The organism is Pseudomonas sp. ACN8, from assembly GCF_002303925.1.
In the GTDB taxonomy this organism is placed as follows: Bacteria; Pseudomonadota; Gammaproteobacteria; order Pseudomonadales; family Pseudomonadaceae; genus Aquipseudomonas.
The window spans coordinates 53,434-77,252 of the sequence record NZ_MRCS01000013.1; the positions used below are offsets into that span (position 1 = coordinate 53,434).

A 23,819-nucleotide genomic window follows, 5' to 3' on the forward strand; every position below is an offset into this window, starting at 1 on the left:
GCTTGCTGGCTCACAACGGCCATCTACGCCTAAACTGCCGATCCGCCAAAGGAGCCTGCCATGCTGATTGTTGCCGACGAAAATATCCCCCTGCTCGATGCCTTCTTCGGAGGTTTTGGTGAAATCCGCCGGGTGCCGGGTCGCGCCATCGACCGTGCCACGGTCGAGCAGGCCGATGTGCTGTTGGTGCGTTCGGTGACCAACGTCAATCGCGCGCTGCTTGAGGGCAGCAAGGTGCGCTTTGTCGGTACGTGCACCATCGGCACCGATCATCTGGACCTGAATTATTTTCAGCAGGCCGGTATCACCTGGTCCAGCGCCCCGGGCTGCAATGCCCGAGGCGTGGTCGACTATGTGCTCGGCAGCCTGCTGACCCTGGCCGAAATCGAGGGTGTCGACCTGACCCGGCGCACCTACGGTGTGGTCGGTGCCGGCGAAGTGGGCGGACGGCTGGTCAAGGTCCTGCAAGGCCTGGGCTGGAAGGTGCTGGTGTGCGATCCGCCTCGGCAAGCTGCGGAAGGGGGGGATTACGTCAGCCTCGAGCAGATCATCGATGAATGCGATGTCATCAGCCTGCACACGCCATTGACGAAACAGGGTCAGCAATCGACCTGGCACTTGTTCGATGAAAAACGTCTGAACCAGCTCAGGTCCGGCACCTGGCTGATCAATGCCAGTCGCGGGCCGGTGGTCAACAACGCGGCCCTGCGCGACGTGCTGCTGGAGCGCGAAGACCTGCAAGCGGTGCTCGATGTCTGGGAAGGCGAGCCTGAAGTCGACGTGGCGCTGGCCGAACTCTGCGTGCTGGCAACGCCACACATTGCCGGTTACAGCCTCGACGGCAAGCAGCGGGGTACCGCGCAGATTTATCAGGCGTATTGCGATTTCCTCGGGCAACCGGCCCGCGTCAGCCTGGGCGATTTGCTGCCGGCACCGTGGCTGTCGCACGTGACCCTCAATGCGCAAAGCGATCCGGCCTGGGCGTTGGCGATGCTGTGCCGTGGCGTGTATGACCCGCGACGTGACGATGCCGATTTCCGTCGCAGCCTTGTCGGCAGTGTCAGCGAGCAGCGAGCGGCATTCGATGTGCTGCGCAAGCAATACCCGTCGCGCCGCGAGATCGATGGATTGCAGGTGCGGATCGAGGGGGATGCGCCGCAGTTGCAGAGGATTGTGGCGGCGCTGGGGGCGACGGCAATCTGATAGACCGTGGCGGCCCTATCGCGAGCAGGCTCGCTCCCACAGGAGCCGGATTGGATAAGCAGGCATAAAAAACCCGGCCAACAATGGGCCGGGTCAAGAAGACGGTGGCTATATCACCTTTGTTCGGCAGGTTTGACCAATCGCTTTTCCAGTTCGCTGCAAGCTTTCTGGATCATCTTTTCAGTGATCGGTACTTCGCGACCCTGCTCGTCAATAATCGAGCAACCCAGAGACTGGTCTGGTTGCGTGCGGATCACTTGAATTTTGTCATCGCTGCTGTGTTGCAAGGACATGGCCTGTCTCCTCATCAGGTTGTTAGCTTACTGTAGAACCGCCAGGTGACCGGGCTATGACAACTCCCTGCGATCTTTCCGGGGGGACAGAACCAGTCCAGCAGAAATGCCTTCGCCTGGCTACCCGAACTTTAGACCAATAGTGTCTAGCCTCTAGTGTTGGTGGACATAATTAACCCGACTCATTGTGATTTGCAGCGAGCCACCCCATTGAGCGGTATAGGCTGACCCTAATGACCGCCTTGTCCAGGATGATTACGATGCTCTCTGCCCGCCACCGCCGTGCCATTCGCCTGGCCAGTCGCTTCATCGCGCCGTATCGCTGGCAGGCCTTTGGCGCCTTGCTGGCGTTGATCGTCACCGCCGGTATTACCTTGTCCATGGGGCAAGGCATCCGCCTGCTGGTGGACGACGGGTTCATGACCCAGTCACCGCATCTGCTCAACCAGTCCATCGGTCTGTTCATGTTACTGGTGGCGGGATTGGCCATCGGAACCTTTGCGAGGTTTTACCTGGTGTCGTGGATCGGCGAGCGCTGCGTCGCCGACATCCGCCGCAACGTGTTCAATCATCTGATTTATCTGCACCCGGGGTTTTACGAAGACAATCGCAGCTCGGAAATCCAGTCCCGCCTGACCGCCGACACCACACTGCTGCAATCGGTCATCGGCTCTTCGCTATCGTTGTTCCTGCGCAATCTGCTGATGGTGGTCGGCGGGATCGTCCTTTTGTTCATTACCAACCCCAAGCTCACGAGCATCGTGGTGGTTGCCTTGCCTCTGGTGATCGCGCCGATCCTGATCTTCGGTCGCCGGGTGCGTAACCTCTCACGCTTGAGTCAGGACCGGATTGCCGACATCGGCAGCTATGTGTCGGAAACCCTGGGGCAGATCAAGACCGTGCAGGCCTACAACCATCAGTCCCAGGACGAGCGCCGGTTTGCCGTGGCGGTGGAAGAGGCGTTCAACACCGCATGCAGGCGCATCTTCCAGCGGGCCTGGCTGATTACCCTGGTGATCGTGCTGGTCCTGGGGGCGGTCGGGGTGATGCTCTGGGTTGGAGGCATGGATGTCATCGCCGGGCGAATTTCCGCCGGCGCACTGGCGGCGTTCGTGTTCTACAGCCTGATCGTCGGCAGCGCGTTCGGCACGTTGAGTGAGGTGATTGGCGAGTTGCAGCGGGCAGCCGGCGCCGCCGAGCGGATTGCCGAGTTGCTGCGTTCGGAAAACATCATCCTGCCGCCGGTGGCGGGCGCGGTAAAACTGCCGGAGCGGGTCGATGGCCAACTGCAACTGCACAATGTGCGTTTTTCCTACCCGTCGCGCCCGGAAAGTTATGCCGTCGACGGGTTGAGCCTGACCGTCAATGCCGGTGAGACGCTGGCGCTGGTCGGGCCATCGGGGGCCGGCAAATCCACGGTGTATGACTTGCTGCTGCGTTTTTACGACCCCGCCGAGGGTCGCATCCTGCTCGATGGCGTGCCGTTGACTCAACTCGATCCGCTGGACCTGCGCCGCTGTTTCGCCCTGGTGTCGCAAACCCCGGCGCTGTTTTTCGGCAGCATTGAAGAAAACATTCGCTACGGCAATCCGCAGGCGACCTTGGCCGAGGTGCAGGAAGCGGCAAAAATCGCTTACGCCCATGACTTTATCGAAGCCATGCCCAATGGTTACCAGACTCATCTGGGTGACGGCGGTCTCGGCTTGTCCGGCGGCCAGCGTCAACGCCTGGCCATTGCCCGCGCGCTGCTGGTGGACGCCCCGATCCTGCTCCTCGACGAAGCCACCAGCGCCCTCGACGCCCAGAGCGAGCACCTGATCCAGCAGGCGCTGCCGAGCCTGATGAAAAACCGCACCACCCTGGTGATCGCCCATCGCCTGGCCACGGTGAAAAACGCCGATCGCATCGCAGTGATGGATCAGGGGAAGCTGGTAGCGGTGGGCACGCATCAGGAGCTGATTGCCAGCAACGCGTTGTATGCGCGGCTGGCGGCTTTGCAGTTCAGTGACGGCAAGGTTGCCACCGAACTGTAGGCGCTGCCGCAGGCTGCGATCTCTTGATCTTTGCGCCTTCAAAGCCCCTGAAAAAAAATGCCCGCATCGTTTGATGCGGGCATTTTTTAGAGCACCGGCGTTACCGGTCATTGATCATCAAAATACCGCTCATGCCAGTCCACGATCGGCTGCGGTAAGTTGAGCTTCTCACCGTAGATCACCGAATACGACAGCACGTTTTGCACGTACTGGCGGGTTTCGTCGAACGGAATGCTTTCTACCCACACGTCGAAACTCAGGTGGTCGGCACCGCGCAGCCATTGGCGCACGCGGCCGGGGCCGGCGTTGTAGGCGGCGGAGGCGAGGACGCGGTTGCCGTTGAACTGGCTGTGTACCTGGCTCAGGTAAGCGGCACCGAGCTGGATGTTCTTGTCCGGGTCGAACAGTTGCTGTGGCGAGCTGTAGGGGATGCTGAACTTGCGTGCGGTTTCCTTGGCGGTGGCGGGCATCAGTTGCATCAGGCCCGAGGCGCCGACCCCGGAGCGGGCATCTTCCATGAAGGCGCTTTCCTGGCGAGTGATGGCGAACGCCCAGCTCGGATGCAGGCCGCGATTCTTCGCTTCACGCACCAGCGTGTTGCGGTGGGCCATCGGGAAACGGATATCCAGATCGTCCCAATACTGCGCCTGGCTGATGGTGCGAATAGCCGGGAAGTACCATTTCAGGTCGTACGCCAATTTGGCCTGGGCAACCATCTCGTCGCGGCTGAAGTGGCGGCTGACGTGGTACCACTCGCGGCGACCGTCGACGATTTGCCCGCGAGCGTGGAACTCCAGGGCGCGACGTATGCCGGGGGTGTTGCGCACTTTATTGATCAGCGCCTGGCTCATCACCAGCGGCTTGTTGTTCAGCGAATAGGGTGATTGCGAGCGATCCGCCGCAAGGAATCCATAGAAGTCGCGCTCACGAGCCACGCTTCGATAAAGGGTCTGGGCTTCCGGATTCTGCGGTTGCGCCAGCTCCAGGGTGCGGGCCTGCCAATAACGCCAGCGGTTGGTGGTGGCCAGGTCCTGGGGCAGGCGACGGGTCAACTGATAGGCATCGTCCCAGCGCGCCAGGCGCAGGAGCAGGCGCAAGCGCCATTCCGAAACCGTGTTGTCGCGCAGCTCCGGGTCGTATTTGGTCATGACGTCCAGGGCTCGACCGTCGAAACGTTTGGCAAGGGTCAGCCCGATTTCCCGGGCGATCGCCACTTTTTCATCCCGGGAGAAATGCATGCTGCTGGCATAGCCGTCGAGCAGGTTCATGGCCCTGTCCGGGTCCTGGCGGGCCAGGCGGCGAAGGCCGAGGCTGACCACGTCGGACATGGCTTCATCGGCCGGGGTGAAGCGTGACGGCTGGTTGAGCAGTTCCGGCTTCTGCGCCACGTCCACCAGCAAGCGACCGCGAGGGGCGAGGGTGGACATGCCGTTGACCAGGCTGTTGGCCAGTGGGTAGTTGCGCGCCTGGGCGGCGAGTTTGGCGCGTTCCCAACGCTTTTGCTCGGTCAACTGGCCATCGGCGGCCCACATGCCGAACAGGGCATCGCAGGCTTCGGGCTGGGATTTACCGGTCAGCCAGAGCTTTTCGGTGTTGGCATAACCTTCGGCCTTGAGGTTGTGGCTGATCTGGTACTGCGCATTCAGGCAGTCCAGTTCGGTGAAGTTCATTTTCGGGTCGTAGTACTTGACGAAGGTCGCCCAGTCGCCACGGTCCGCCAGCCAGCGCAACCAGCGCAGCTTCATCCAGTTGGCCTGGGGCAGGTCGCCGTGTTCGGCAAGGAACTTCTCGATTTCGGCGTTGCTCGCGGTTTTCAGGCGCGCGGTCAGCTCGTCGTACGCCAGGTACGGTTCCAGCGGATAATCGGCGAGGGCCTGGCTGTAACGGAAATACGGGCCACTATCGCCCTTGGCCAGTGCACGCTTGGCTTCATCGTAATACTGGCGTTGGGTGGACAGGTCCACCGCCTGAGCGGATTGGACGGCAGCGGCAGACAGTAAAAAAGCAGATAAAAGATTGAAAAGGCGACTGCGCATGAGACATCCGGGCAGAGAAAATCATGACAAGCGCGGGCCTGGCCCGCGCTGAATTGCCTGTAGCTTAGCCTTTTGCCAGCAGCCGGTGAAAGCTTTGCGGGTCTTCCCGCATCAGTTCGCAACATTTGTCATGCAGAGTGCTACGAGAGTGAAATTGCCGGCCTTCTGAAGCCTCAAGTCAGGTAGAATGCGCGCCCGGTTTTTGGAGAAGCTCATGACCCTGCTCAAATTCAGCGATGTGTCCCTTGCTTTCGGCGCTATGCCGTTGTTGGACAAGGTGTCCTGGCAGATCGCCCGTGGTGAGCGGGTGTGCATCATCGGCCGCAACGGCACTGGCAAGTCCAGCATGATGAAGCTCGTCAAGGGCGACCAGAAGCCCGATGACGGCTCCGTTTGGCGCGCGCCCGGGCTCAAGATCGGCGAATTGCCGCAAGAATTGCCGGTGGCCGACGAGCGGACAGTGTTCGACGTGGTGGCCGAAGGCCTGGACGGCGTCGGCGCCTTGCTCGCCGAATATCACCACCTGAGCCAGAACATCGTCACCGACGCCGATCTGGACAAGCTGATGCACGTCCAGCACGACCTCGAAGCCCGCGATGGCTGGCGCTTGCAGACCCTGGTCGACAGCACCCTGAGCCGCCTGCAGCTGCCGGCCGACAAGACCCTCGCCGAGTTGTCCGGCGGCTGGCGTCGTCGCGTCCTGCTGGCCCAGGCCCTGGTGTCCGAGCCGGACTTGCTGCTGCTCGACGAACCGACCAACCACCTGGACATCGGTGCCATCGCCTGGCTTGAAGAAGCGCTGAAGGATTTCCAGGGCGCCGTGCTGTTCATCACGCACGACCGTTCTTTCCTGCAGAACCTGGCCACCCGCATCCTCGAACTGGATCGCGGTGGCCTGATCGACTGGAACGGCGACTACGCCAGTTTCCTCGTGCACAAGGAAGCTGAGCTCGCTGCCGAAGCCACTGCCAACGCGCTGTTCGACAAACGTCTGGCCCAGGAAGAAGTGTGGATTCGCCAGGGCATCAAGGCCCGTCGTACCCGTAACGAAGGTCGTGTCCGTGCACTGAAAGCCTTGCGTGTCGAGCGCAGTGAGCGTCGTGAGCGTACCGGCAAGGCCAACATTCAGCTGGATACCGCCGACAAGTCCGGCAAGCAGGTCATGGTGCTCGAGAACGTGAGCTTCGCTCACCCGGGCGGGCCGTTCCTGATCAAGGACTTCTCCATGGTGCTGCAGCGCGGCGACCGTATCGGTCTGCTCGGCGCCAACGGTACCGGCAAGACCACGTTGCTGAAGCTGATGCTCAGCGGCTTGCAGCCGACCAGCGGCAAAGTGGAAGAGGGCACCCGAATCGATGTTGCCTACTTCGACCAGTTGCGCCATCAGCTGGACCTGGAAAAAACCGTGATCGACAACGTGGCCGAAGGTCGCGACTTCATCGATATCGACGGCCAGAGCCGCCACGTGCTGAGCTACCTCGGCGACTTCCTGTTCAGCCCGCAGCGTGCCCGCACGCCGGTCAAGGCGCTGTCCGGTGGTGAACGTGCCCGTCTGTTGCTGGCCAAGCTATTCAGCAAGCCGGCGAACCTGCTGGTACTCGACGAACCGACCAACGACCTCGACGTTGAAACCCTCGAGTTGCTCGAAGAGGTCTTGCTGACCTTCAACGGCACCGTACTGATGGTCAGCCACGACCGGGCATTCCTCGACAACGTGGTGACCAGCACCCTGGTCTTCGAAGGTGAAGGCAAGGTTCGCGAGTATGTCGGTGGCTATCAGGACTGGCTGCGTCAGGGCGGCTCGCCGCGCCTGCTGGGCGTGACCGAGAGCAAGTCCGGCAAGGCCGACTTGAACTCCGCAGTGGTGAAGGCCGAGCCTGCGCCGGTTGCGGCAGCCGTCGAAGCGCCAGTGGCGAAGAAAAAGCTCAGCTACAAATTGCAGCGCGAGCTGGAAGCGTTGCCGGGGCAGATCGAAGCCATGGAGCAGCAGATTGCCGCCGTTGAAGCGCAAATGGCGGATGCGGGCTTCTATCAGCGTCCTGCTGCCGAAACGGCTGCGGTGATTGCTCAGCTGGAGCAGTTGCAGGCTGAGCTCGATATTATGGTCGAGCGTTGGGCCGAGCTGGATGCCTGATTGATCCGGTAACAAAAAAGCCCGGCGTTCAGTGATGAGCGCCGGGCTTTTCATATGAAATTGGATCGAAACGATCCCCTGTAGGAGCGAGCCTGCTCGCGATGGTCGTCAACGATGACACGGGGAACCTGACACCCCGTGGCGCTCTCGGGTTCATCGCGAGCAGGCTCGCTCCTACAGGGAGGTGTTGTCAGGATTTGTTTTGCAGGCGCACCGCCAGCACATCGCAAGGCGCGCCATGCAACACGTCATTGGCGGTGGAGCCCAGCAGCAGTGCCAGGCCGTGCCGGCCATGGCTGCCCACCACGATCAGGTCGCAGGTTTGCTCCTTGGCCAGGTGGTGGATTTCCTGGCGTGGCTGGCCGTAGGTCAGGTGGCTGTATTCCCTGGAGAGCTCCGGGTATTTCAGAATCAAGCGGTCAAGGCGCTCCTTGGCCTGATCGAACTGCTGCTGTTGCAGTTGTGACAGGTCCATTGGCACGTCACCACCGAAGGCCATCGCCATCGGCTCGACAATGTGCACCAGCGACAATTTCGCACCGTTGCTCACCGACAGTTCGCGAGCGCGGTGAATCACAGGGTCGCACTCTTCGGTCAGATCTACAGCGACCAGAATATGGTTGTAGGGCATGAGGTGCTCCTCCTGAGGGATGCAATATTGGTAAGTATGGCTGGTTTCAAGCGCATTGGTTCCAAAGTGACACAATGGGCTCATTCAAATTCGGGAGTACAGATATGACGGTCTGGATAGTGGTGTCAATCCTGCTGGTGGTGCTGAGCCCGCTGGCATGGTTGCGGCCGTCGCGAGTTCAGAGCGGGCGCATAGCCTTGCGGATGGAGGCCCGGCGCATCGGGCTGGCCATGCAATTGGCCCCTCAGGAGTGGCCGCACTGGCTCAGCCAGGAGCCGCCGAGCCCTTGCGCCCAGTACCATCGTCCGCGGCGTGGCACTCAGCCCGCGTGCTGGAGTTACTGGCAAAAATCCCCGGGTGTCTGGGTCAATCAGTGGCAGGAAATCTGTGAGGATCGGACGCTGCTCGATCATTTTGAAAAATTGCCGGGCAATGTCTTCAAGGTCGAGGCCGACAAACAAATAATCGCCTTGTATTGGGGCGAGAAGGGCGAGGCCGAAGTGTTGCAGCGGATCGATGCCACTCTCAAAGCCCTCGCCTGAACCCCACCCCCCCTGTAGGAGCGAGCCTGCTCGCGATGAACCTGAGAGCACCACGGGGTGCCAGGCTTCCCGCGTCATCGTTGATGTCCATCGCGAGCGAGCTCGCGCCTGCAGGCGTTTTTCGCAGGCAATAAAAAGCCCGACAAAATCATCGGGCGGGTTGGCCAGGCAGGCCGGTAAATCGGTGTTGGCTGATCTTACGCTGGGCATTCGCCAAAAGCGTTCACAATTTTCCCCTTGGTTCCGCCAGCGTAGCTTGTTAAACACGGGCTGCAGCGAATTAGGGCGATTTTTCTAACAATTGATTCTATGAATGACCTTGCATGTTTCGGCGTGTTTAAGGTCTTCGCAGTACGGATATGACCGGAAAGTCGCGTTTCAACCCGTGTTTCGGGCGATTGACAATTGTCGGAAATTCCGTGAAGGTGACGTACCCAAATCAAACGGGCGTATGAATTGAGCGTTTGTATTTCAGACCGCTCCTACAGAATCCCGACTATCGCGTTGGCGGGTGTGCCGGGGGAATGGGCGTAGCATTGACGATCGACGTCCCTGCCAAGCCATTCGCCTGCGTCCGACGTGTACTGTTCAGCTTCCATATCGTGGAGATCAGTTGATGATTTACGAAGGTAAAGCCATCACGGTTAAGGCTCTTGAAAGTGGCATCGTCGAACTGAAGTTCGACCTCAAGGGTGAGTCCGTCAACAAGTTCAACCGTCTAACCCTGAACGAACTGCGTCAGGCCGTAGACACCATCAAGGCAGATGCTTCGATCAAGGGCGTGATCGTCAGCAGTGGCAAGGACGTGTTCATCGTCGGCGCCGACATCACCGAATTTGTCGACAACTTCAAGCTGCCGGATGCAGAACTTGTTGCTGGCAACCTCGAAGCCAACAAGATTTTCAGCGATTTCGAAGACCTCAACGTCCCGACTGTTGTTGCCATCAACGGCATCGCGTTGGGCGGCGGTCTGGAAATGTGCCTGGCGGCGGACTACCGCGTCATGTCCACCAAGGCCAAGATCGGTCTGCCGGAAGTCAAGCTGGGCATCTACCCGGGCTTCGGCGGTACCGTGCGCCTGCCGCGCCTGATCGGTGCCGACAACGCCATCGAGTGGATTGCCGCCGGCAAGGAAAACCGTCCTGAAGACGCGCTGAAAGTCGGCGCCGTCGACGCAGTGGTTGCTCCTGAACAGCTGCAGGACGCCGCGCTGGAACTGATCAAGCGCGCCATCTCCGGCGAGTTCGACTACAAGGCCAAGCGCCAGCCGAAGCTGGAAAAGCTCAAGCTGAACGCTATCGAACAAATGATGGCTTTCGAAACCGCCAAGGGTTTCGTGGCCGGCCAGGCTGGCCCGAACTACCCGGCGCCGGTTGAAGCGATCAAGACCATCCAGAAAGCCGCGAACTTCGGTCGCGACAAGGCGCTGGAAATCGAAGCGGCCGGTTTCGTCAAACTGGCCAAGACCTCTGCCGCGCAGAGCCTGATCGGCTTGTTCCTGAACGATCAGGAACTGAAGAAAAAGGCCAAGGCCTACGATGAAATCGCCAAGGACGTGAAGCAGGCCGCTGTACTCGGCGCCGGCATCATGGGTGGTGGTATCGCCTATCAGTCGGCTTCCAAAGGTACGCCGATCCTGATGAAGGACATCAACGAGCACGGTATCGAGCAGGGTCTGGCCGAAGCCGCCAAACTGCTGGTCGGCCGCGTTGATAAAGGTCGCATGACTGCCGCGAAAATGGCTGAAGTGCTCAACGGCATTCGTCCAACCCTGTCCTACGGTGATTTCGGTCACGTGGACCTGGTGGTCGAAGCGGTCGTCGAGAACCCGAAGGTCAAGCAAGCCGTTCTGGCCGAAGTCGAAGACAAGGTCAAGGAGGACACCATCCTGGCGTCCAACACCTCGACCATTTCCATCACCTTGCTGGCCAAGGCCCTCAAGCGTCCGGAAAATTTCGTCGGCATGCACTTCTTCAACCCGGTGCACATGATGCCGCTGGTGGAAGTGATCCGTGGCGAGAAGTCCAGCGAGCTGGCGGTTGCCACCACCGTTGCCTACGCCAAGAAAATGGGCAAGAACCCGATCGTCGTCAATGACTGCCCGGGCTTCCTGGTCAACCGCGTCCTGTTCCCGTACTTCGGCGGCTTCGCCAAGCTGGTCAGCGCTGGTGTGGACTTCGTCCGTATCGACAAGATCATGGAAAAATTCGGCTGGCCGATGGGCCCGGCCTACCTGATGGACGTGGTTGGCATCGACACCGGTCACCACGGTCGTGACGTAATGGCTGAAGGCTTCCCGGACCGCATGAAGGACGACCGTCGCTCGGCCGTCGACGTGCTCTACGAAGCCAAGCGCCTGGGCCAGAAGAACGGCAAGGGCTTCTACGCCTACGAGACCGACAAGCGCGGCAAGCAGAAGAAGGTTGCCGATCCTTCGGTACTGGAAGTGCTCAAACCGATCGTTTACGAGCAGCGCGAAGTCACCGACGAAGACATCATCAACTGGATGATGATCCCGCTGTGCCTGGAAACCGTGCGTTGCCTGGAAGACGGCATCGTCGAAACCGCCGCCGAAGCCGACATGGGTCTGGTCTACGGTATTGGTTTCCCTCCATTCCGTGGCGGTGCGCTGCGTTACATCGACTCGCTCGGTGTGGCAGAGTTCGTTGCCCTGGCTGACCAGTACGCTGATTTGGGCGCGCTGTACCACCCGACCGCGAAGCTGCGCGAAATGGCCAAGAACGGCCAGAGCTTCTTCGGTTAAGCGCCCCCAACTAGAGTGAGAGTGAACTTATGAGCTTGAATCCTAGAGACGTCGTGATTGTCGACTTCGGTCGTACTCCGATGGGCCGCTCCAAGGGCGGCATGCACCGCAACACCCGCGCCGAAGACATGTCGGCGCACCTGATCAGCAAACTGCTGGAACGAAACGTCAAGGTCGACCCGAACGAAGTCGAAGATGTGATCTGGGGCTGTGTGAACCAGACCCTGGAGCAGGGCTGGAACATCGCGCGCATGGCGTCGCTGATGACCCAGATCCCGCACACCTCGGCCGGCCAGACCGTCAGCCGCCTGTGTGGCTCGTCCATGAGCGCTCTGCACACTGCCGCGCAAGCGATCATGACCGGCAACGGTGACGTTTTCGTGGTTGGTGGCGTCGAGCATATGGGGCACGTGAGCATGATGCACGGTGTCGATCCGAACCCGCACATGTCGCTGTACGCGGCGAAAGCCTCGGGCATGATGGGCCTGACCGCGGAAATGCTGGGCAAGATGCACGGCATCACTCGCGAGCAACAGGACGCTTTCGGCGTGCGCTCCCACCAACTCGCCCACAAGGCGACCGTGGAAGGCAAGTTCAAGGACGAAATCATCCCGATGCAGGGCTACGACGAGAACGGTTTCCTGAAAACCTTCGACTACGACGAAACCATTCGTCCGGAAACCACCCTGGAAAGCCTGGCGGCTCTGAAGCCGGCGTTCAATCCAAAGGGCGGCACCGTGACAGCCGGTACCTCGTCGCAGATCACCGATGGTGCCTCGTGCATGATCGTGATGTCGGCGCAGCGCGCACAGGACCTGGGCATCCAGCCTCTGGCGGTGATTCGCTCGATGGCGGTGGCAGGTGTGGATCCGGCAATCATGGGCTATGGTCCAGTACCGGCCACACAAAAAGCATTGAAGCGCGCGGGTCTGGGTATCTCCGACATCGACTTCTTCGAGCTCAACGAAGCTTTCGCCGCACAGGCCCTGCCAGTGCTGAAAGATCTGAAAGTGCTCGACAAGATGAACGAGAAGGTTAACCTGCACGGCGGCGCGATCGCCCTGGGTCACCCGTTCGGTTGCTCCGGTGCGCGTATCTCCGGCACTTTGCTCAATGTGATGAAGCAGAATGGCGGTACCTTCGGGGTAGCCACCATGTGCATTGGTCTCGGCCAAGGCATCTCCACCGTCTTCGAACGCGTTTAAGCGTCTCGTTGATGGAAGCCGGGGCCAAGTGCCCCGGTTTTTGTTTTTCCGGATTTATTTTGTTTTTATTTTGAAAAAATTCAGTGAGGGCCAAAACATGCCGATACAACCTGGGCTCTACGAACATTACAAAGGTCCGCAATACCGCGTATTCGCTGTTGCGCGGCATTCGGAAACCGAAGAAGAAGTGGTCTTCTATCAAGCCCTGTATGGCGATTACGGCTTTTGGGTGCGTCCCTTGAGCATGTTCCTGGAGTCCGTCGAGGTTGACGGTGAACAGGTGCCACGCTTTGCTTTGGTGCAGGCCGAAGAAAGCCTTTTCAACAAGCCATAAGCTGAGTGCGCGCAGATTCCTGCGCTTGACCTCACCTTGTTGCCACTATATATAGCGGTGCCGCGTCAGGCGCCAACCGCCTTTCACTTCTCGAATTCAGGAATTTTCTGATCCATGGGCAAATCGCTGGTCATTGTGGAATCCCCGGCTAAGGCCAAGACCATCAACAAGTATTTGGGCAACGAATACGTGGTGAAGTCGAGTATCGGCCATATCCGAGACCTGCCCACCAGCGGTTCGGCTAGCGCCAGCAAAGAGCCAGCCGCCAAGCGCGGCAAGGCTGCCGCGGGCGAAGGTCCGGTGCTCTCGCCGAAAGAAAAAGCGCGCAAGCAGCTGGTCGCGCGCATGGGTGTCGATCCGGACCATGGCTGGAAAGCCAAGTACGAGATCCTCCCGGGCAAGGAAAAAGTCATCGAAGAGCTGCGCCGGCTCGCCAAGGATGCTGACACCATCTATCTCGCAACCGACTTGGACCGCGAGGGGGAAGCCATTGCCTGGCACCTGCGCGAAGCCATCGGTGGTGACGACACCCGCTACAAGCGCGTGGTGTTCAACGAAATTACCAAGAAGGCGATCCAGGAAGCCTTCTCGAAACCAGGCGAGCTGGATATCGACCGCGTCAACGCCCAGCAGGCGCGTCGCTTCCTCGACCGCGTCGTGGGTTACATGGTTTCGCCGCTGCTGTGGGCCAAGATCGCTCGCGGTCTGTCCGCCGGTCGCGTGCAGTCGGTTGCCGTGAAGCTGGTGGTCGAGCGTGAACGTGAAATCCGCGCGTTCATCCCGGAAGAGTACTGGGAAGTGCATGCTGACCTCGGCACCGCCAAAGGCGCGACCGTGCGTTTCGACGTGGCTCGCGAAAAAGGCGAAGCCTTCAAGCCGCTCAACGAAACCCAGGCCATGGCTGCGCTGGAGAAGCTCAAGGCTTCCAGCTACAGCATCGTCAAGCGCGAAGACAAGCCGACCAGCAGCAAGCCGTCGGCGCCGTTCATCACCTCCACCCTGCAACAGGCCGCGAGTAACCGCCTGGGCTTCGGTGTGAAGAAAACCATGATGATGGCCCAGCGTTTGTACGAAGCCGGCTACATCACTTATATGCGTACCGACTCCACCAACCTCTCGGTGGATGCCGTGGCGATGGCGCGTACCTATATTGAAGGCGAGTTCGGCAAGAAGTACCTGCCGGAAACCCCGAACGTCTACAGCAGCAAGGAAGGCGCACAAGAGGCTCACGAAGCGATTCGTCCGTCCGACGCCAATACCGAGCCAAGCAAGCTGTCGGGCATGGAGCGTGACGCTGAACGCCTCTACGAGCTCATCTGGCGCCAGTTCCTCGCTTGCCAGATGCTGCCGGCGCAATACCTGTCGACCACGGTCACTGTGGGCGCCGGCGACTTCGAGCTGCGCGCCAAGGGCCGCATCCTGAAGTTCGACGGTTACACCCGCGTCATGCCACAAATCGCCAAGCCGGGCGACGATGACGTACTGCCGGACATGGCCCAGGGCGACGCGATGAAGCTGATCAAGCTTGATCCGACCCAGCATTTCACCAAGCCGCCGGCGCGTTACTCGGAAGCCAGCCTGGTAAAAGAAATGGAAAAACGCGGCATCGGTCGTCCTTCGACCTATGCGGCGATCATTTCGACCATCCAGGATCGCGGCTACGTGGCGCTGCACAACCGTCGTTTCTACTCGGAAAAGATGGGTGACATCGTCACCGAGCGTCTGGCCGAGAGCTTCTCCAACCTGATGGACTACGGCTTCACCGCCGGCATGGAAGAGCATCTCGATGACGTGGCCCAGGGCGAACGCGACTGGAAAAACGTGCTCGACGAGTTCTACGGCGACTTCAAGAAGAAACTCGAAGTAGCCGAAAGCCCGGAAAGCGGCATGCGCGCCAATCAGCCGGTCATGACTGACATTCCGTGCACCACTTGCGGGCGGCCGATGCAGATCCGTACCGCGTCAACTGGCGTATTCCTCGGTTGCTCGGGCTACAGCCTGCCGCCGAAAGAGCGTTGCAAGGCTACCGTCAACCTGGTGCCGGGCGACGAAATCGCTGCCGACGACGAGGGTGAATCGGAGTCGCTGGTGTTGCGTGGCAAGCATCGCTGCCCAATCTGCAGCACCGCGATGGATGCCTACCTGCTCGATGAAAAGCGCAAGCTGCACATCTGCGGTAACAACCCGGATTGCGATGGCTACGAAATCGAAGAGGGCACCTATCGCATCAAGGGCTACGAAGGTCCGAGCCTGGAGTGCGACAAGTGTGGCAGCGAGATGCAACTCAAGACCGGCCGTTTCGGCAAGTTCTTCGGGTGCACCAATGCCACCTGCAAGAACACCCGCAAACTGCTGAAGAGCGGTGATGCGGCACCGCCGAAGATGGATCCGGTGAAGATGCCTGAGCTGAAATGCGAAAAGGTCAACGACACCTACATCCTGCGCGACGGTGCATCCGGCCTGTTCCTGGCGGCTAGTCAGTTCCCGAAAAACCGCGAGACCCGTGCTCCGCTGGTGATGGAAATCATTCCGCACAAGGACGAGATCGATCCGAAGTATCACTTCCTCTGCGAAGCGCCGAAGAAGGATCCGGATGGTCTGCCGGCAGTGATCCGTTACAGCCGCAAGACCAAGGAGCAGTACGTGCAGACCGAAGTCGACGGTAAGCCGACTGGCTGGAAAGCATTCTACGACGGCGGCAAGTGGGCGGTCGAAGATAAACGCCCGGCTGCCAAGGCGTAAGATAGCAAGACCCCTGTAGGAGCGAGCTTGCTCGCGAAGGACGTGAGAGCAACGTGGGTATTCTGAAGGCCCGCGTCATCGTTGACGACCATCGTCGGAACGCCGCCCGGAGCAAGCTCGCTCCTACATGACCTGCATGAAGCTATTATTTCGTTGTGGAGGCTGCCGTCATGGCCCACGAACTGTATACCCGCACCAATCAGAAGATTTATTTCGCCGGCTTGTCGCTCGAAGCGCTGGCCCGCACTGAAGAAGGGCGGGCGATGAATTCGCTGGCGCTGATCCAGGCTGGGCGCGAATCCGCGCTGTTTCACCTGTACGGCGCGCTGTTGGGCTTGTGTCACGAGATCGCCGGTTTCTATCGCTTGCCTCAGGCCAATGCGCCTCGTGCGGAGTTGTTGCTGACTCGCGAGGTGCTGGACACCATCGCCATCCCGGAAATGGCTGAGCTGGTCGAACTGGCCAATAATCCGGAAACCTGGCTGGCCAAGCTGTTGGCCGCCCATGCTGCATTGTTTCAGCCGCCGCGCGCGCCCCACAAGCCGAAAGGGGACGTGACCCAGCCCCTGATCCTGGCTGTCAATCTGGATGAAGAGGAAGTGCCGCAAGAACTGAGTCGGGAGGAGCTGGAGAGCTGGCGTCAGAACCTGAAAGCATTGGCGATCCGCTTTCGCGAAGGTCTGAACGAGTGCTGACAGAAACAGTTTCGGGATGGCATCTGGTCAAGATCCCGAGCGAAGCCTGGCCGATGCCTATATAATCCCCGCCTTTCGTGGAGAACAGTCCTTTATGCCAACGTCCTTTCTAGAAATTGTCGAGTTACCAGACGGCCGTATCGAGCTGCGCAGGGCCGAGGACGAGGGTTCTCTGGTTACTTTGGATTTCTCCGAGGACGCCAAGGCATTCCTGCAGGGGCAGCACGTGGAAGTCGCCAAGGCGATGTTGAGCGTGGGTGTTCAGATGGCAGGTCGCCTGGTTGAAGGCGAATTCGACAAGGAAGAGGGGTCGCGGGTTCTTCATTGACCCCCGTCTGTCGCTTTTCTTGATGTCGTTACTCATCGGCTTCTCTGTCCCTGGAGAAGCCTTGCGCGGTGAAGCGCGCGTCTTGCCTGCCGGTTAACCCAGTCGAATATTCAGGCTCTGAGCGTCCCCGGTGCGGGCGGCGCTGATCAGTTGTTGCCGCGATTGGGGGCTCAACGGGTTGATCCAGCTGACCACCGTGTGGCTACGACCCAGGCGCAGAGCTTCGCAGGTCAGTTGCTGGGCGCTCTGGGTGCCCCGCGGTTGCAGCAGCAGAATGCGCTCGCGGTTGAGTCCGGCATCTCGCAACCAGGCTTGAGTCAAGCTGGCGGGCGGCGCGATCAGTGTCAGCCAGCGTGCGTCCTGGTCCTGGCTCAATTCCCTGAGGATCGGTGCCAGGAGGCTCAGGCAGTTCCCGGCTGCACCACGCAGTGACAGCTCGCTGAAAACGTCAGGTTCGGCGCTCCAGGGGGACTCGACTACGTCTTTCAGAATCGGCGCCAATGGCTGTGCCATGAACGCTTCGAACAACGGCAGTTGGGTTTGCTGTGGTGATGTCTGTGGGAACTGCATGGTGCCTCCTTTAGCGGCGAATGACGCCGACACTCAAGCCTTCGATCACCAGTTCCTGGTCTTGAAGGTTCACTTCAATAGGGGCGAACTCGGGGTTCTCGGCGATCAGCCAGACTTTGCTGCCGTCACGCTTGAAGCGCTTGACGGTCACTTCGTCGCCGATTCGCGCCACCACGATCTGGCCGTTGCGGGCTTCGCGGGTGGTGTGGACCGCCAGCAGGTCGCCGTCGAAAATGCCGATATCCTTCATGCTCATCCCGTGGACACGCAGCAGGTAGTCGGCGCGCGGATGGAAGAAGGCAGGGTTGATGTTGCAGGACTCTTCGATGTGTTGCTGCGCAAGAATCGGGGCGCCGGCTGCGACCCGGCCAATGATCGGCAGGGTGGAATCGTCGGCCTTGGCTTCGAAACCGGGGATGCGAATGCCACGGGAGGCGCCAGGCGTCATCTCGATTGCACCCTTGCGGGCCAGTGCCTTGAGGTGTTCTTCCGCCGCATTGGGCGACTTGAAACCCAATTCCTGAGCGATTTCCGCACGGGTGGGTGGATACCCGTTGTCTTCCAGGCAGCGTTTGATGAAGGCCAGAATCTCTGCTTGTCGTGGCGTCAGCTTTAGCATATCGATCGCTCTGTTTTTTTATACAGTGACTGGGATTATATACAGTAAGACGGTCTTGGCAATGCTCCATTTTTCAGTCGCCGCCGGACGGTCGAACAGTCAGTGGATTGAAGCCTGGCTGTTGTGTGGTTAAATGTCTGACCGACCATTCCCGAAACGAACTGCCAGACTTGACAATGCACAGGCTGAAACGTATGTTTCAAACAAGTGTTTGTCAGGCGGAGTAGCCATGGCCCAGTCGGAAACCGTTGAACGCATTCTTGATGCCGCCGAGCAGTTGTTCGCGGAAAAAGGTTTCGCCGAAACCTCGTTGCGTCTGATCACCAGCAAGGCGGGTGTCAACCTGGCGGCGGTGAACTATCACTTCGGTTCGAAGAAAGCGTTGATCCAGGCGGTTTTCTCGCGGTTCCTCGGGCCGTTTTGCATCAGCCTCGATAAAGAGCTGGAGCGGCGTCAGGCCAAGCCTGAAATCAAGCCGACACTCGAAGAGTTGCTGGAAATCCTCGTCGAGCAGGCGCTGGTGGTGCAGCCGCGCAGCGGCAACGACCTGTCTATCTTCATGCGCTTGCTGGGGCTGGCGTTCAGTCAGAGCCAGGGGCACTTGCGTCGTTATCTGGAAGACATGTACGGCAAGGTGTTCCGCCGCTACATGATGTTGGTCAACGAAGCGGCGCCACGTATTCCACCCATCGAACTGTTCTGGCGCGTGCACTTCATGCTGGGTGCGGCGGCGTTCAGCATGTCCGGTATCAAGGCCTTGCGTGCGATTGCCGAAACCGATTTCGGCGTGAACACCTCCATCGAGCAGGTCATGCGCCTGATGGTGCCGTTCCTGGCTGCCGGCATGCGCGCCGAATCCGGCGTTACCGACACGGCCATGGCCACGGCCCAGTTGCGTCCACGTAGCAAATCGACACCGGTTGCCGCCAAGGTTTAACCGCACACGGGTGGGCGCGGCAGCTGACATCCGCTAAGCTAGCCGCCCATGCCGACTCTCGTTCTGAACCCGTTTCCCATTGAAATCGCCGACCTGCCGGGCGCAGCGTCTGGCGGCGAATTCGTGTGGGCCGGGTTTTCTGTTATCAAGGAATTTTTATGACTGCTGGCTTGCAAGGCTCGTTGATGGTGGACGTCGCCGGTACCTGGCTGACGGCTGAAGATCGCCAATTGTTGCGCCAACCCGAAGTGGGTGGCCTGATCATCTTTGCCCGTAACATCGAGCATCCGCGTCAAGTGCGCGAGCTGAGTGCGGCCATTCGCGCCATTCGTCCCGATCTGCTGCTGGCAGTGGATCAAGAGGGCGGCCGCGTGCAGCGCCTGCGCCAGGGTTTCGTGCGCTTGCCCGCCATGCGCGCCATTGCCGACAACCCGAACGCCGAATACCTGGCCGAGCAGTGTGGCTGGATTATGGCGACCGAAGTGTTGGCCGTTGGCCTGGACCTGAGCTTCGCTCCGGTGCTCGACCTCGACTACCAGCGCAGCGCCGTTGTCGGCACCCGTTCGTTCGAAGGTGATCCCGAGCGCGCGGCCTTGCTCGCGGGTGCGTTTATCCGCGGCATGAACAGCGCCGGAATGGCCGCCACCGGCAAGCATTTCCCTGGTCATGGCTGGGCCGAGGCTGACTCCCACGACGCGATTCCCAACGACGAACGCAGTCTCGACGAGATCCGCGTCAATGACCTGGTGCCGTTTGCCAAACTGAGCAAGCAACTGGCCGCGGTCATGCCGGCCCACGTCATTTATCCACAAGTCGATTCCCGGCCCGCTGGCTTCTCCCGCCGCTGGTTGCAGGACATCCTGCGCGGCGAGTTGCAGTTCGATGGCGTGATCTTCAGTGATGACCTGTCCATGGCGGGCGCTCACGTGGTCGGCGATGCCGCCAGCCGTATCGAAGCGGCGCTGACTGCCGGTTGCGACATGGGTCTGGTGTGCAACGATCGCGCTGCCGCCGAACTGGCCCTGAGCGCTGCGCAGCGCCTGAAGGTCAAGCCTTCCGAGCGCATCGCGCGGATGCGCGGCCAGTCGTTTGCCAACGTCGAATACCGTCAAGACCCGCGCTGGCTGGCCGCTGTCGGCGCGCTCAAAGAAGCTCAATTGATTGATTAAGGACTGTTCGTTATGACGGTTTACGCGATTATCGGTGGCACAGGCCTGACTCAACTCGAAGGCCTGAGCATTCGCCAGTCACTGGCAGTGGACACGCCTTATGGCGCACCTTCGGCCGAAGTGCAGATCGGCGAATATGCCGGCAAGGAAGTGCTTTTCCTCGCGCGTCACGGTCATCCGCACCGCTTTCCGCCGCATCAGGTCAACTACCGCGCCAACCTCTGGGCGTTGAAACAGGCCGGTGCCGAAGCCATTCTGGCGGTCAACGCCGTGGGCGGCATCCATGCCGCAATGGGCACCGGGCATTTCTGCGTGCCGCATCAGTTGATCGACTACACCAGCGGTCGTGAGCACACCTACTTTGCCGATGACCTGGAACACGTTACCCATATCGACTTCAGCTACCCCTACAGCGAACCGTTGCGTCAGCAACTGATTGCGGCATTGGCGGCGGAAGGCGTGGGCTATAGCAGCCATGGCGTGTATGCCTGTACTCAAGGGCCGCGCCTTGAGACTGTGGCTGAAATCGCCCGGCTGGAGCGCGATGGCTGCGACATCGTCGGCATGACCGGTATGCCGGAAGCGGCATTGGCCCGTGAACTGGAACTGGACTACGCCTGTCTGGCGCTGGTGGTGAACCCGGCGGCGGGCAAATCGACGGCGGTGATCACCATGGCCGAGATCGAGCAGGCGTTGCATGACGGCATGGGCAAGGTGAAATCGACGCTGGCTCGGGTGCTCAAGGGTTGAGCCCCGCTTGATACCGAGTTGACTTCATCGCGAGCAAGCTCGCTCCCACAGGTTCGGTGGCGTTCGTAGAATTTGCATTCGACGCGGTCAATGTGGGAGCGAGCCTGCTCGCGAAGAGGTCGGTTCAGACGCCGAAAGTCTCAGCGTTTTTCAAGGTTTTCCGGCAGCGGCGCAAACAGTGCCTCGATATCATCGTTCTGCAGCTTCCAGTCCCCGGCCTTGCGCCCATCCAGCACACCTGCCGCGAGGTCGGATTTTTCCTTTTGCAGGTGTTGAATCTTCTCTTCGACCGTGCCGCGCGCAATCAACTTATAGACGAACACCGGTTTCTCCTGGCCGATGCGATACGCCCGGTCGGTCGCCTGGTTTTCCGTCGCCGGGTTCCACCACGGATCGTAATGAATCACCGTGTCCGCTTCGGTCAGGTTCAGGCCAACGCCACCGGCCTTCAGGCTGATCAGAAAAATCTGACGCTTGCCGCTCTGGAATTCCTTCACCGGGGTGCGGCGGTCGCGGGTCTGGCCAGTCAGCAGAGCGTAGGCCACGCCGCGTTTGTTCAGTTCGTCTTCGATCAGCGACAGCATCGAAGTGAACTGCGAGAACAGCAGGATCCGCCGACCTTCCTCGAACAATTCCTCGAGCATTTCCATCAGACTGTCGAGCTTGCCCGATGTGCTGCCACGGCTTGGCAGGGTCGCCTCGTTGACCAGGCGCAAATCGCAGCACACCTGGCGCAGCTTGAGCAGGGCTTCGAGAATGATGATCTGGCTGCGGGCCACGCCTTTGCGAGTGATCTCGTCGCGGACTTTCTTGTCCATGGCCAGGCGCATGGTTTCGTACACGTCGCGCTGGGCTTCGTTGAGTTCGACCCAGTGGATGATCTCGGTTTTCGGCGGCAACTCGGTGGCCACCTGTTCCTTGGTGCGGCGCAGCAGGAAAGGTTTGATCCGGCCGTTGAGGTGCTGGAGCCTGACTTCGCTGGTGCGTTTTTCAATCGGCACGCGGTAATCGCGGTTGAAGCTTTTGACGTCGCCCAGCCAGCCGGGCAAGAGGAAGTGAAACAGCGACCAGAGTTCGCCGAGATGATTTTCCAGCGGCGTGCCGCTCAGGCACAGGCGCTGCCGGGCATTGAGCTCGCGGGCAGCCTGTGCAGCCTTGCTGTTCGGGTTCTTGATGTATTGCGCTTCGTCCAGCACCAGTATGTGCAAGGGCTGCGCCGCCAAGCGTTCGACATCCTTGGGCAGCAGCGCATAGGTGGTCAGGATCAGATCGTAGTCAGCCAGCTTGTCGAAGTGCTTTTTACGGCTGGCACCGTACAGCGCCAGTACCTTGAGCTGCGGTGTAAAGTGCGCCGCTTCGTCGAGCCAGTTGGGGATCAGGCTGGTCGGCATCACCACCATGCACGGCCGATCCAGGCGACCGGCGTTTTTCTCGCTCAGCACGTGCGCCAGTGTCTGCAGGGTTTTACCCAGGCCCATGTCGTCCGCGAGAATTCCACCCACTTCCAGCTGTCGCAGCGACTGCATCCAGCTCAAGCCTTCGAGCTGATACGGACGCAGCGTCGCATTCAGGCCTTCCGGGGCGATGGCCGTGTGGTCCTTGATGTCACGCAGGCGCTGGGCAAAGGTGCGGATCTGTTCGCCACCCTCCCAGAGCAGCGGCATGTCTTCCAGCGGGTTCAGGCGCGTGGCATCGGCCTTGCTCAGGCGTAGCGTGGTGTCGCCGGGTTCCTGCAGGTAGAACTCGCCGAGGGTGGCCAGCACCGGCTTCAAGCGGCCGAAGGGCAGGGCGACCTGCAATGGGCCGTGCTCGGAGTTCGGGCGGTTGGGGATGTTGACCAGGATCAGCTCGTCGTCGCGGCGTCGGGCAAGGCGTTCCGGGTTGAGGATTTCGGTATGGGAGCGCATCAGGTTGAGCAGGATCGGCAATAGGCTCAGGCGTTCGCCGTTGACGATGATCCCCAGTTCCAGATCGAACCAGTCGCGTTCCGGAGCCTGTTCGACCGTGGCGTACCAGTCGTCTACCGCCGTCAGGTCGAAACCGAAGTCCTCGTCGATCTGCAATTCCCAGCCCTGGGTGCGCAACTTCGGCAGTTCATTGAGGGTAAAGGTCAGCCAGGCGCTGTCATTGACCATCTCGAACAACTCGCCGGCGCTTTCCGGCAAGGCCTTGCTTTGCCGGGTGGCGACTTTGAAGCCGAGGATTCGCAGCTGTTCCCGGTAGGACTGTTCCACTTCCGGGTGGCGTTTTATCCGCAGCGTCTGGGTTTCCTGGCGAATCAGGATGTCGGTGTTTTTCTGCCCGCAAACGTACTCATCCAGATAACTGAAGGACAGTGCCGCTCGATGCTGGATGTAGCGTTGCATCCGGCCGTTGCGCGGTTCGAATGCGCTGAATTCGATGCTGGCCAGCCACAGGCGCGGTACCGGTTGAACATTGTCGACCAGCACTTGTGGTGGGGCCTTTGGGCTGCGGTTTTCCAGGACTGCCTGGAGCTTTTCCAGGAGTTCGGCGTCTTTGGCAGCGGCGGGGTAGTCGAGGGTTTCCTGTACTTGCAGGAGCACCGCCGCGCAATGTTTGCAGTTGCTGTGGACCGGACAGGAGCAGGTGGCGTCGACCATCAGCAGCGTGCCTTTGGCTGACTCGCGCAGGCGAATGGTCTGACGATAAACGTTACCACCAGAGCCTTCGCAGGCGGCGACGATGGTTGCGTCGCCGGCCTCGACGATCCTGACGCGATTCTCCAGCGCGTAACGGCGACCACGCTCCAGGCTCTGTTCCTTGAATCGGCTGACCCAGGACGGTGCGAGGGGTTTGCTCAGGGTCGCGGACAT

Annotated in this window: 19 protein-coding genes; 13 read left to right on the forward strand and 6 right to left on the reverse strand. The window is 60.2% G+C overall.

Annotated features, from left to right (window positions below):
- The first annotated feature begins 60 nt into the window (after positions 1–60).
- Positions 61–1,203 carry a 4-phosphoerythronate dehydrogenase PdxB gene (gene pdxB, locus BSF44_RS09540; RefSeq protein WP_095943299.1) on the forward strand — a complete coding sequence of 381 codons (1,143 nt, stop codon included), beginning with the start codon at positions 61–63 and terminating at the stop codon, positions 1,201–1,203.
- A gap of 113 nt (positions 1,204–1,316) precedes the next feature.
- Here the strand turns inward: pdxB and BSF44_RS09545 are convergent, their stop codons facing one another.
- Complete coding sequence (locus tag BSF44_RS09545; protein WP_095943300.1) at positions 1,317–1,496, reverse strand: PA1571 family protein; 180 nt, start codon at positions 1,494–1,496, stop codon at positions 1,317–1,319.
- 251 nt (positions 1,497–1,747) lie between these two features.
- Here BSF44_RS09545 and BSF44_RS09550 point away from each other — a divergent pair, with 251 nt between their 5' ends.
- Positions 1,748–3,529 (forward strand): ABC transporter transmembrane domain-containing protein, encoded by a 1,782-nt coding sequence (locus BSF44_RS09550; RefSeq protein WP_172435329.1) that lies wholly within the window; start codon positions 1,748–1,750, stop codon positions 3,527–3,529.
- A 107-nt stretch (positions 3,530–3,636) separates the two neighbouring features.
- Here the strand turns inward: BSF44_RS09550 and BSF44_RS09555 are convergent, their stop codons facing one another.
- Positions 3,637–5,565, reverse strand: a complete 1,929-nt coding sequence (locus tag BSF44_RS09555; protein WP_095943302.1) for a transglycosylase SLT domain-containing protein — start codon at positions 5,563–5,565, stop codon at positions 3,637–3,639.
- 214 nt (positions 5,566–5,779) lie between these two features.
- On the opposite strand from BSF44_RS09555, the gene BSF44_RS09560 reads away from it, so the two are divergent.
- Entirely contained in the window at positions 5,780–7,699 is a 1,920-nt protein-coding gene (locus tag BSF44_RS09560) for an ATP-binding cassette domain-containing protein (RefSeq protein WP_056721991.1), read from the forward strand.
- A 190-nt stretch (positions 7,700–7,889) separates the two neighbouring features.
- Here BSF44_RS09560 and BSF44_RS09565 read toward each other — a convergent pair whose 3' ends face one another.
- On the reverse strand, positions 7,890–8,330 hold the full coding sequence (locus BSF44_RS09565; RefSeq protein WP_046041383.1) for a universal stress protein: 441 nt from the start codon (positions 8,328–8,330) through the stop codon (positions 7,890–7,892).
- 104 nt (positions 8,331–8,434) lie between these two features.
- Here BSF44_RS09565 and BSF44_RS09570 point away from each other — a divergent pair, with 104 nt between their 5' ends.
- The 7 genes from BSF44_RS09570 (at position 8,435) to BSF44_RS09600 (ending at position 16,940) form a co-directional block, all read left to right on the forward strand.
- Positions 8,435–8,872 carry a hypothetical protein gene (locus BSF44_RS09570; protein ID WP_095943303.1) on the forward strand — a complete coding sequence of 146 codons (438 nt, stop codon included), beginning with the start codon at positions 8,435–8,437 and terminating at the stop codon, positions 8,870–8,872.
- Positions 8,873–9,488: 616 nt separating this feature from the next.
- Positions 9,489–11,636 carry a fatty acid oxidation complex subunit alpha FadB gene (gene fadB / locus BSF44_RS09575; protein WP_095943304.1) on the forward strand — a complete coding sequence of 716 codons (2,148 nt, stop codon included), beginning with the start codon at positions 9,489–9,491 and terminating at the stop codon, positions 11,634–11,636.
- A gap of 29 nt (positions 11,637–11,665) precedes the next feature.
- Positions 11,666–12,841 (forward strand): acetyl-CoA C-acyltransferase FadA, encoded by a 1,176-nt coding sequence (gene fadA / locus BSF44_RS09580; RefSeq protein WP_008023006.1) that lies wholly within the window; start codon positions 11,666–11,668, stop codon positions 12,839–12,841.
- 97 nt (positions 12,842–12,938) lie between these two features.
- Positions 12,939–13,175: a DUF1653 domain-containing protein gene (locus BSF44_RS09585; protein ID WP_095943355.1), complete on the forward strand. Its 237-nt coding sequence runs from the start codon at positions 12,939–12,941 to the stop codon at positions 13,173–13,175.
- Positions 13,176–13,289: 114 nt separating this feature from the next.
- Positions 13,290–15,917 carry a type I DNA topoisomerase gene (gene topA, locus BSF44_RS09590; RefSeq protein ID WP_095943305.1) on the forward strand — a complete coding sequence of 876 codons (2,628 nt, stop codon included), beginning with the start codon at positions 13,290–13,292 and terminating at the stop codon, positions 15,915–15,917.
- Between the two features lie 170 nt (positions 15,918–16,087).
- Positions 16,088–16,612 carry a DUF6586 family protein gene (locus BSF44_RS09595; RefSeq protein WP_095943306.1) on the forward strand — a complete coding sequence of 175 codons (525 nt, stop codon included), beginning with the start codon at positions 16,088–16,090 and terminating at the stop codon, positions 16,610–16,612.
- Between the two features lie 94 nt (positions 16,613–16,706).
- Positions 16,707–16,940 (forward strand): hypothetical protein, encoded by a 234-nt coding sequence (locus BSF44_RS09600; RefSeq protein ID WP_046041430.1) that lies wholly within the window; start codon positions 16,707–16,709, stop codon positions 16,938–16,940.
- 93 nt (positions 16,941–17,033) lie between these two features.
- Here BSF44_RS09600 and sulA read toward each other — a convergent pair whose 3' ends face one another.
- Both sulA and lexA read right to left on the reverse strand, forming a co-directional pair.
- Positions 17,034–17,510 (reverse strand): SOS-induced cell division inhibitor SulA, encoded by a 477-nt coding sequence (gene sulA / locus BSF44_RS09605; RefSeq protein WP_007991406.1) that lies wholly within the window; start codon positions 17,508–17,510, stop codon positions 17,034–17,036.
- Positions 17,511–17,520: 10 nt separating this feature from the next.
- Positions 17,521–18,129: a transcriptional repressor LexA gene (gene lexA / locus BSF44_RS09610; RefSeq protein WP_007995278.1), complete on the reverse strand. Its 609-nt coding sequence runs from the start codon at positions 18,127–18,129 to the stop codon at positions 17,521–17,523.
- A 229-nt stretch (positions 18,130–18,358) separates the two neighbouring features.
- Between lexA and BSF44_RS09615 the strand changes: the two genes are divergently transcribed.
- From BSF44_RS09615 to BSF44_RS09625, 3 genes are all read left to right on the forward strand, one after another.
- Positions 18,359–19,066: a TetR/AcrR family transcriptional regulator gene (locus BSF44_RS09615; RefSeq protein ID WP_007974041.1), complete on the forward strand. Its 708-nt coding sequence runs from the start codon at positions 18,359–18,361 to the stop codon at positions 19,064–19,066.
- Between the two features lie 158 nt (positions 19,067–19,224).
- On the forward strand, positions 19,225–20,235 hold the full coding sequence (nagZ, locus tag BSF44_RS09620; RefSeq protein WP_095943307.1) for a beta-N-acetylhexosaminidase: 1,011 nt from the start codon (positions 19,225–19,227) through the stop codon (positions 20,233–20,235).
- A 12-nt stretch (positions 20,236–20,247) separates the two neighbouring features.
- Complete coding sequence (locus BSF44_RS09625; protein WP_007991412.1) at positions 20,248–20,985, forward strand: S-methyl-5'-thioinosine phosphorylase; 738 nt, start codon at positions 20,248–20,250, stop codon at positions 20,983–20,985.
- Positions 20,986–21,125: 140 nt separating this feature from the next.
- On the opposite strand, the gene BSF44_RS09630 is transcribed toward BSF44_RS09625, so the two are convergent.
- Positions 21,126–23,819 (reverse strand): DEAD/DEAH box helicase, encoded by a 2,694-nt coding sequence (locus BSF44_RS09630; RefSeq protein ID WP_095943308.1) that lies wholly within the window; start codon positions 23,817–23,819, stop codon positions 21,126–21,128.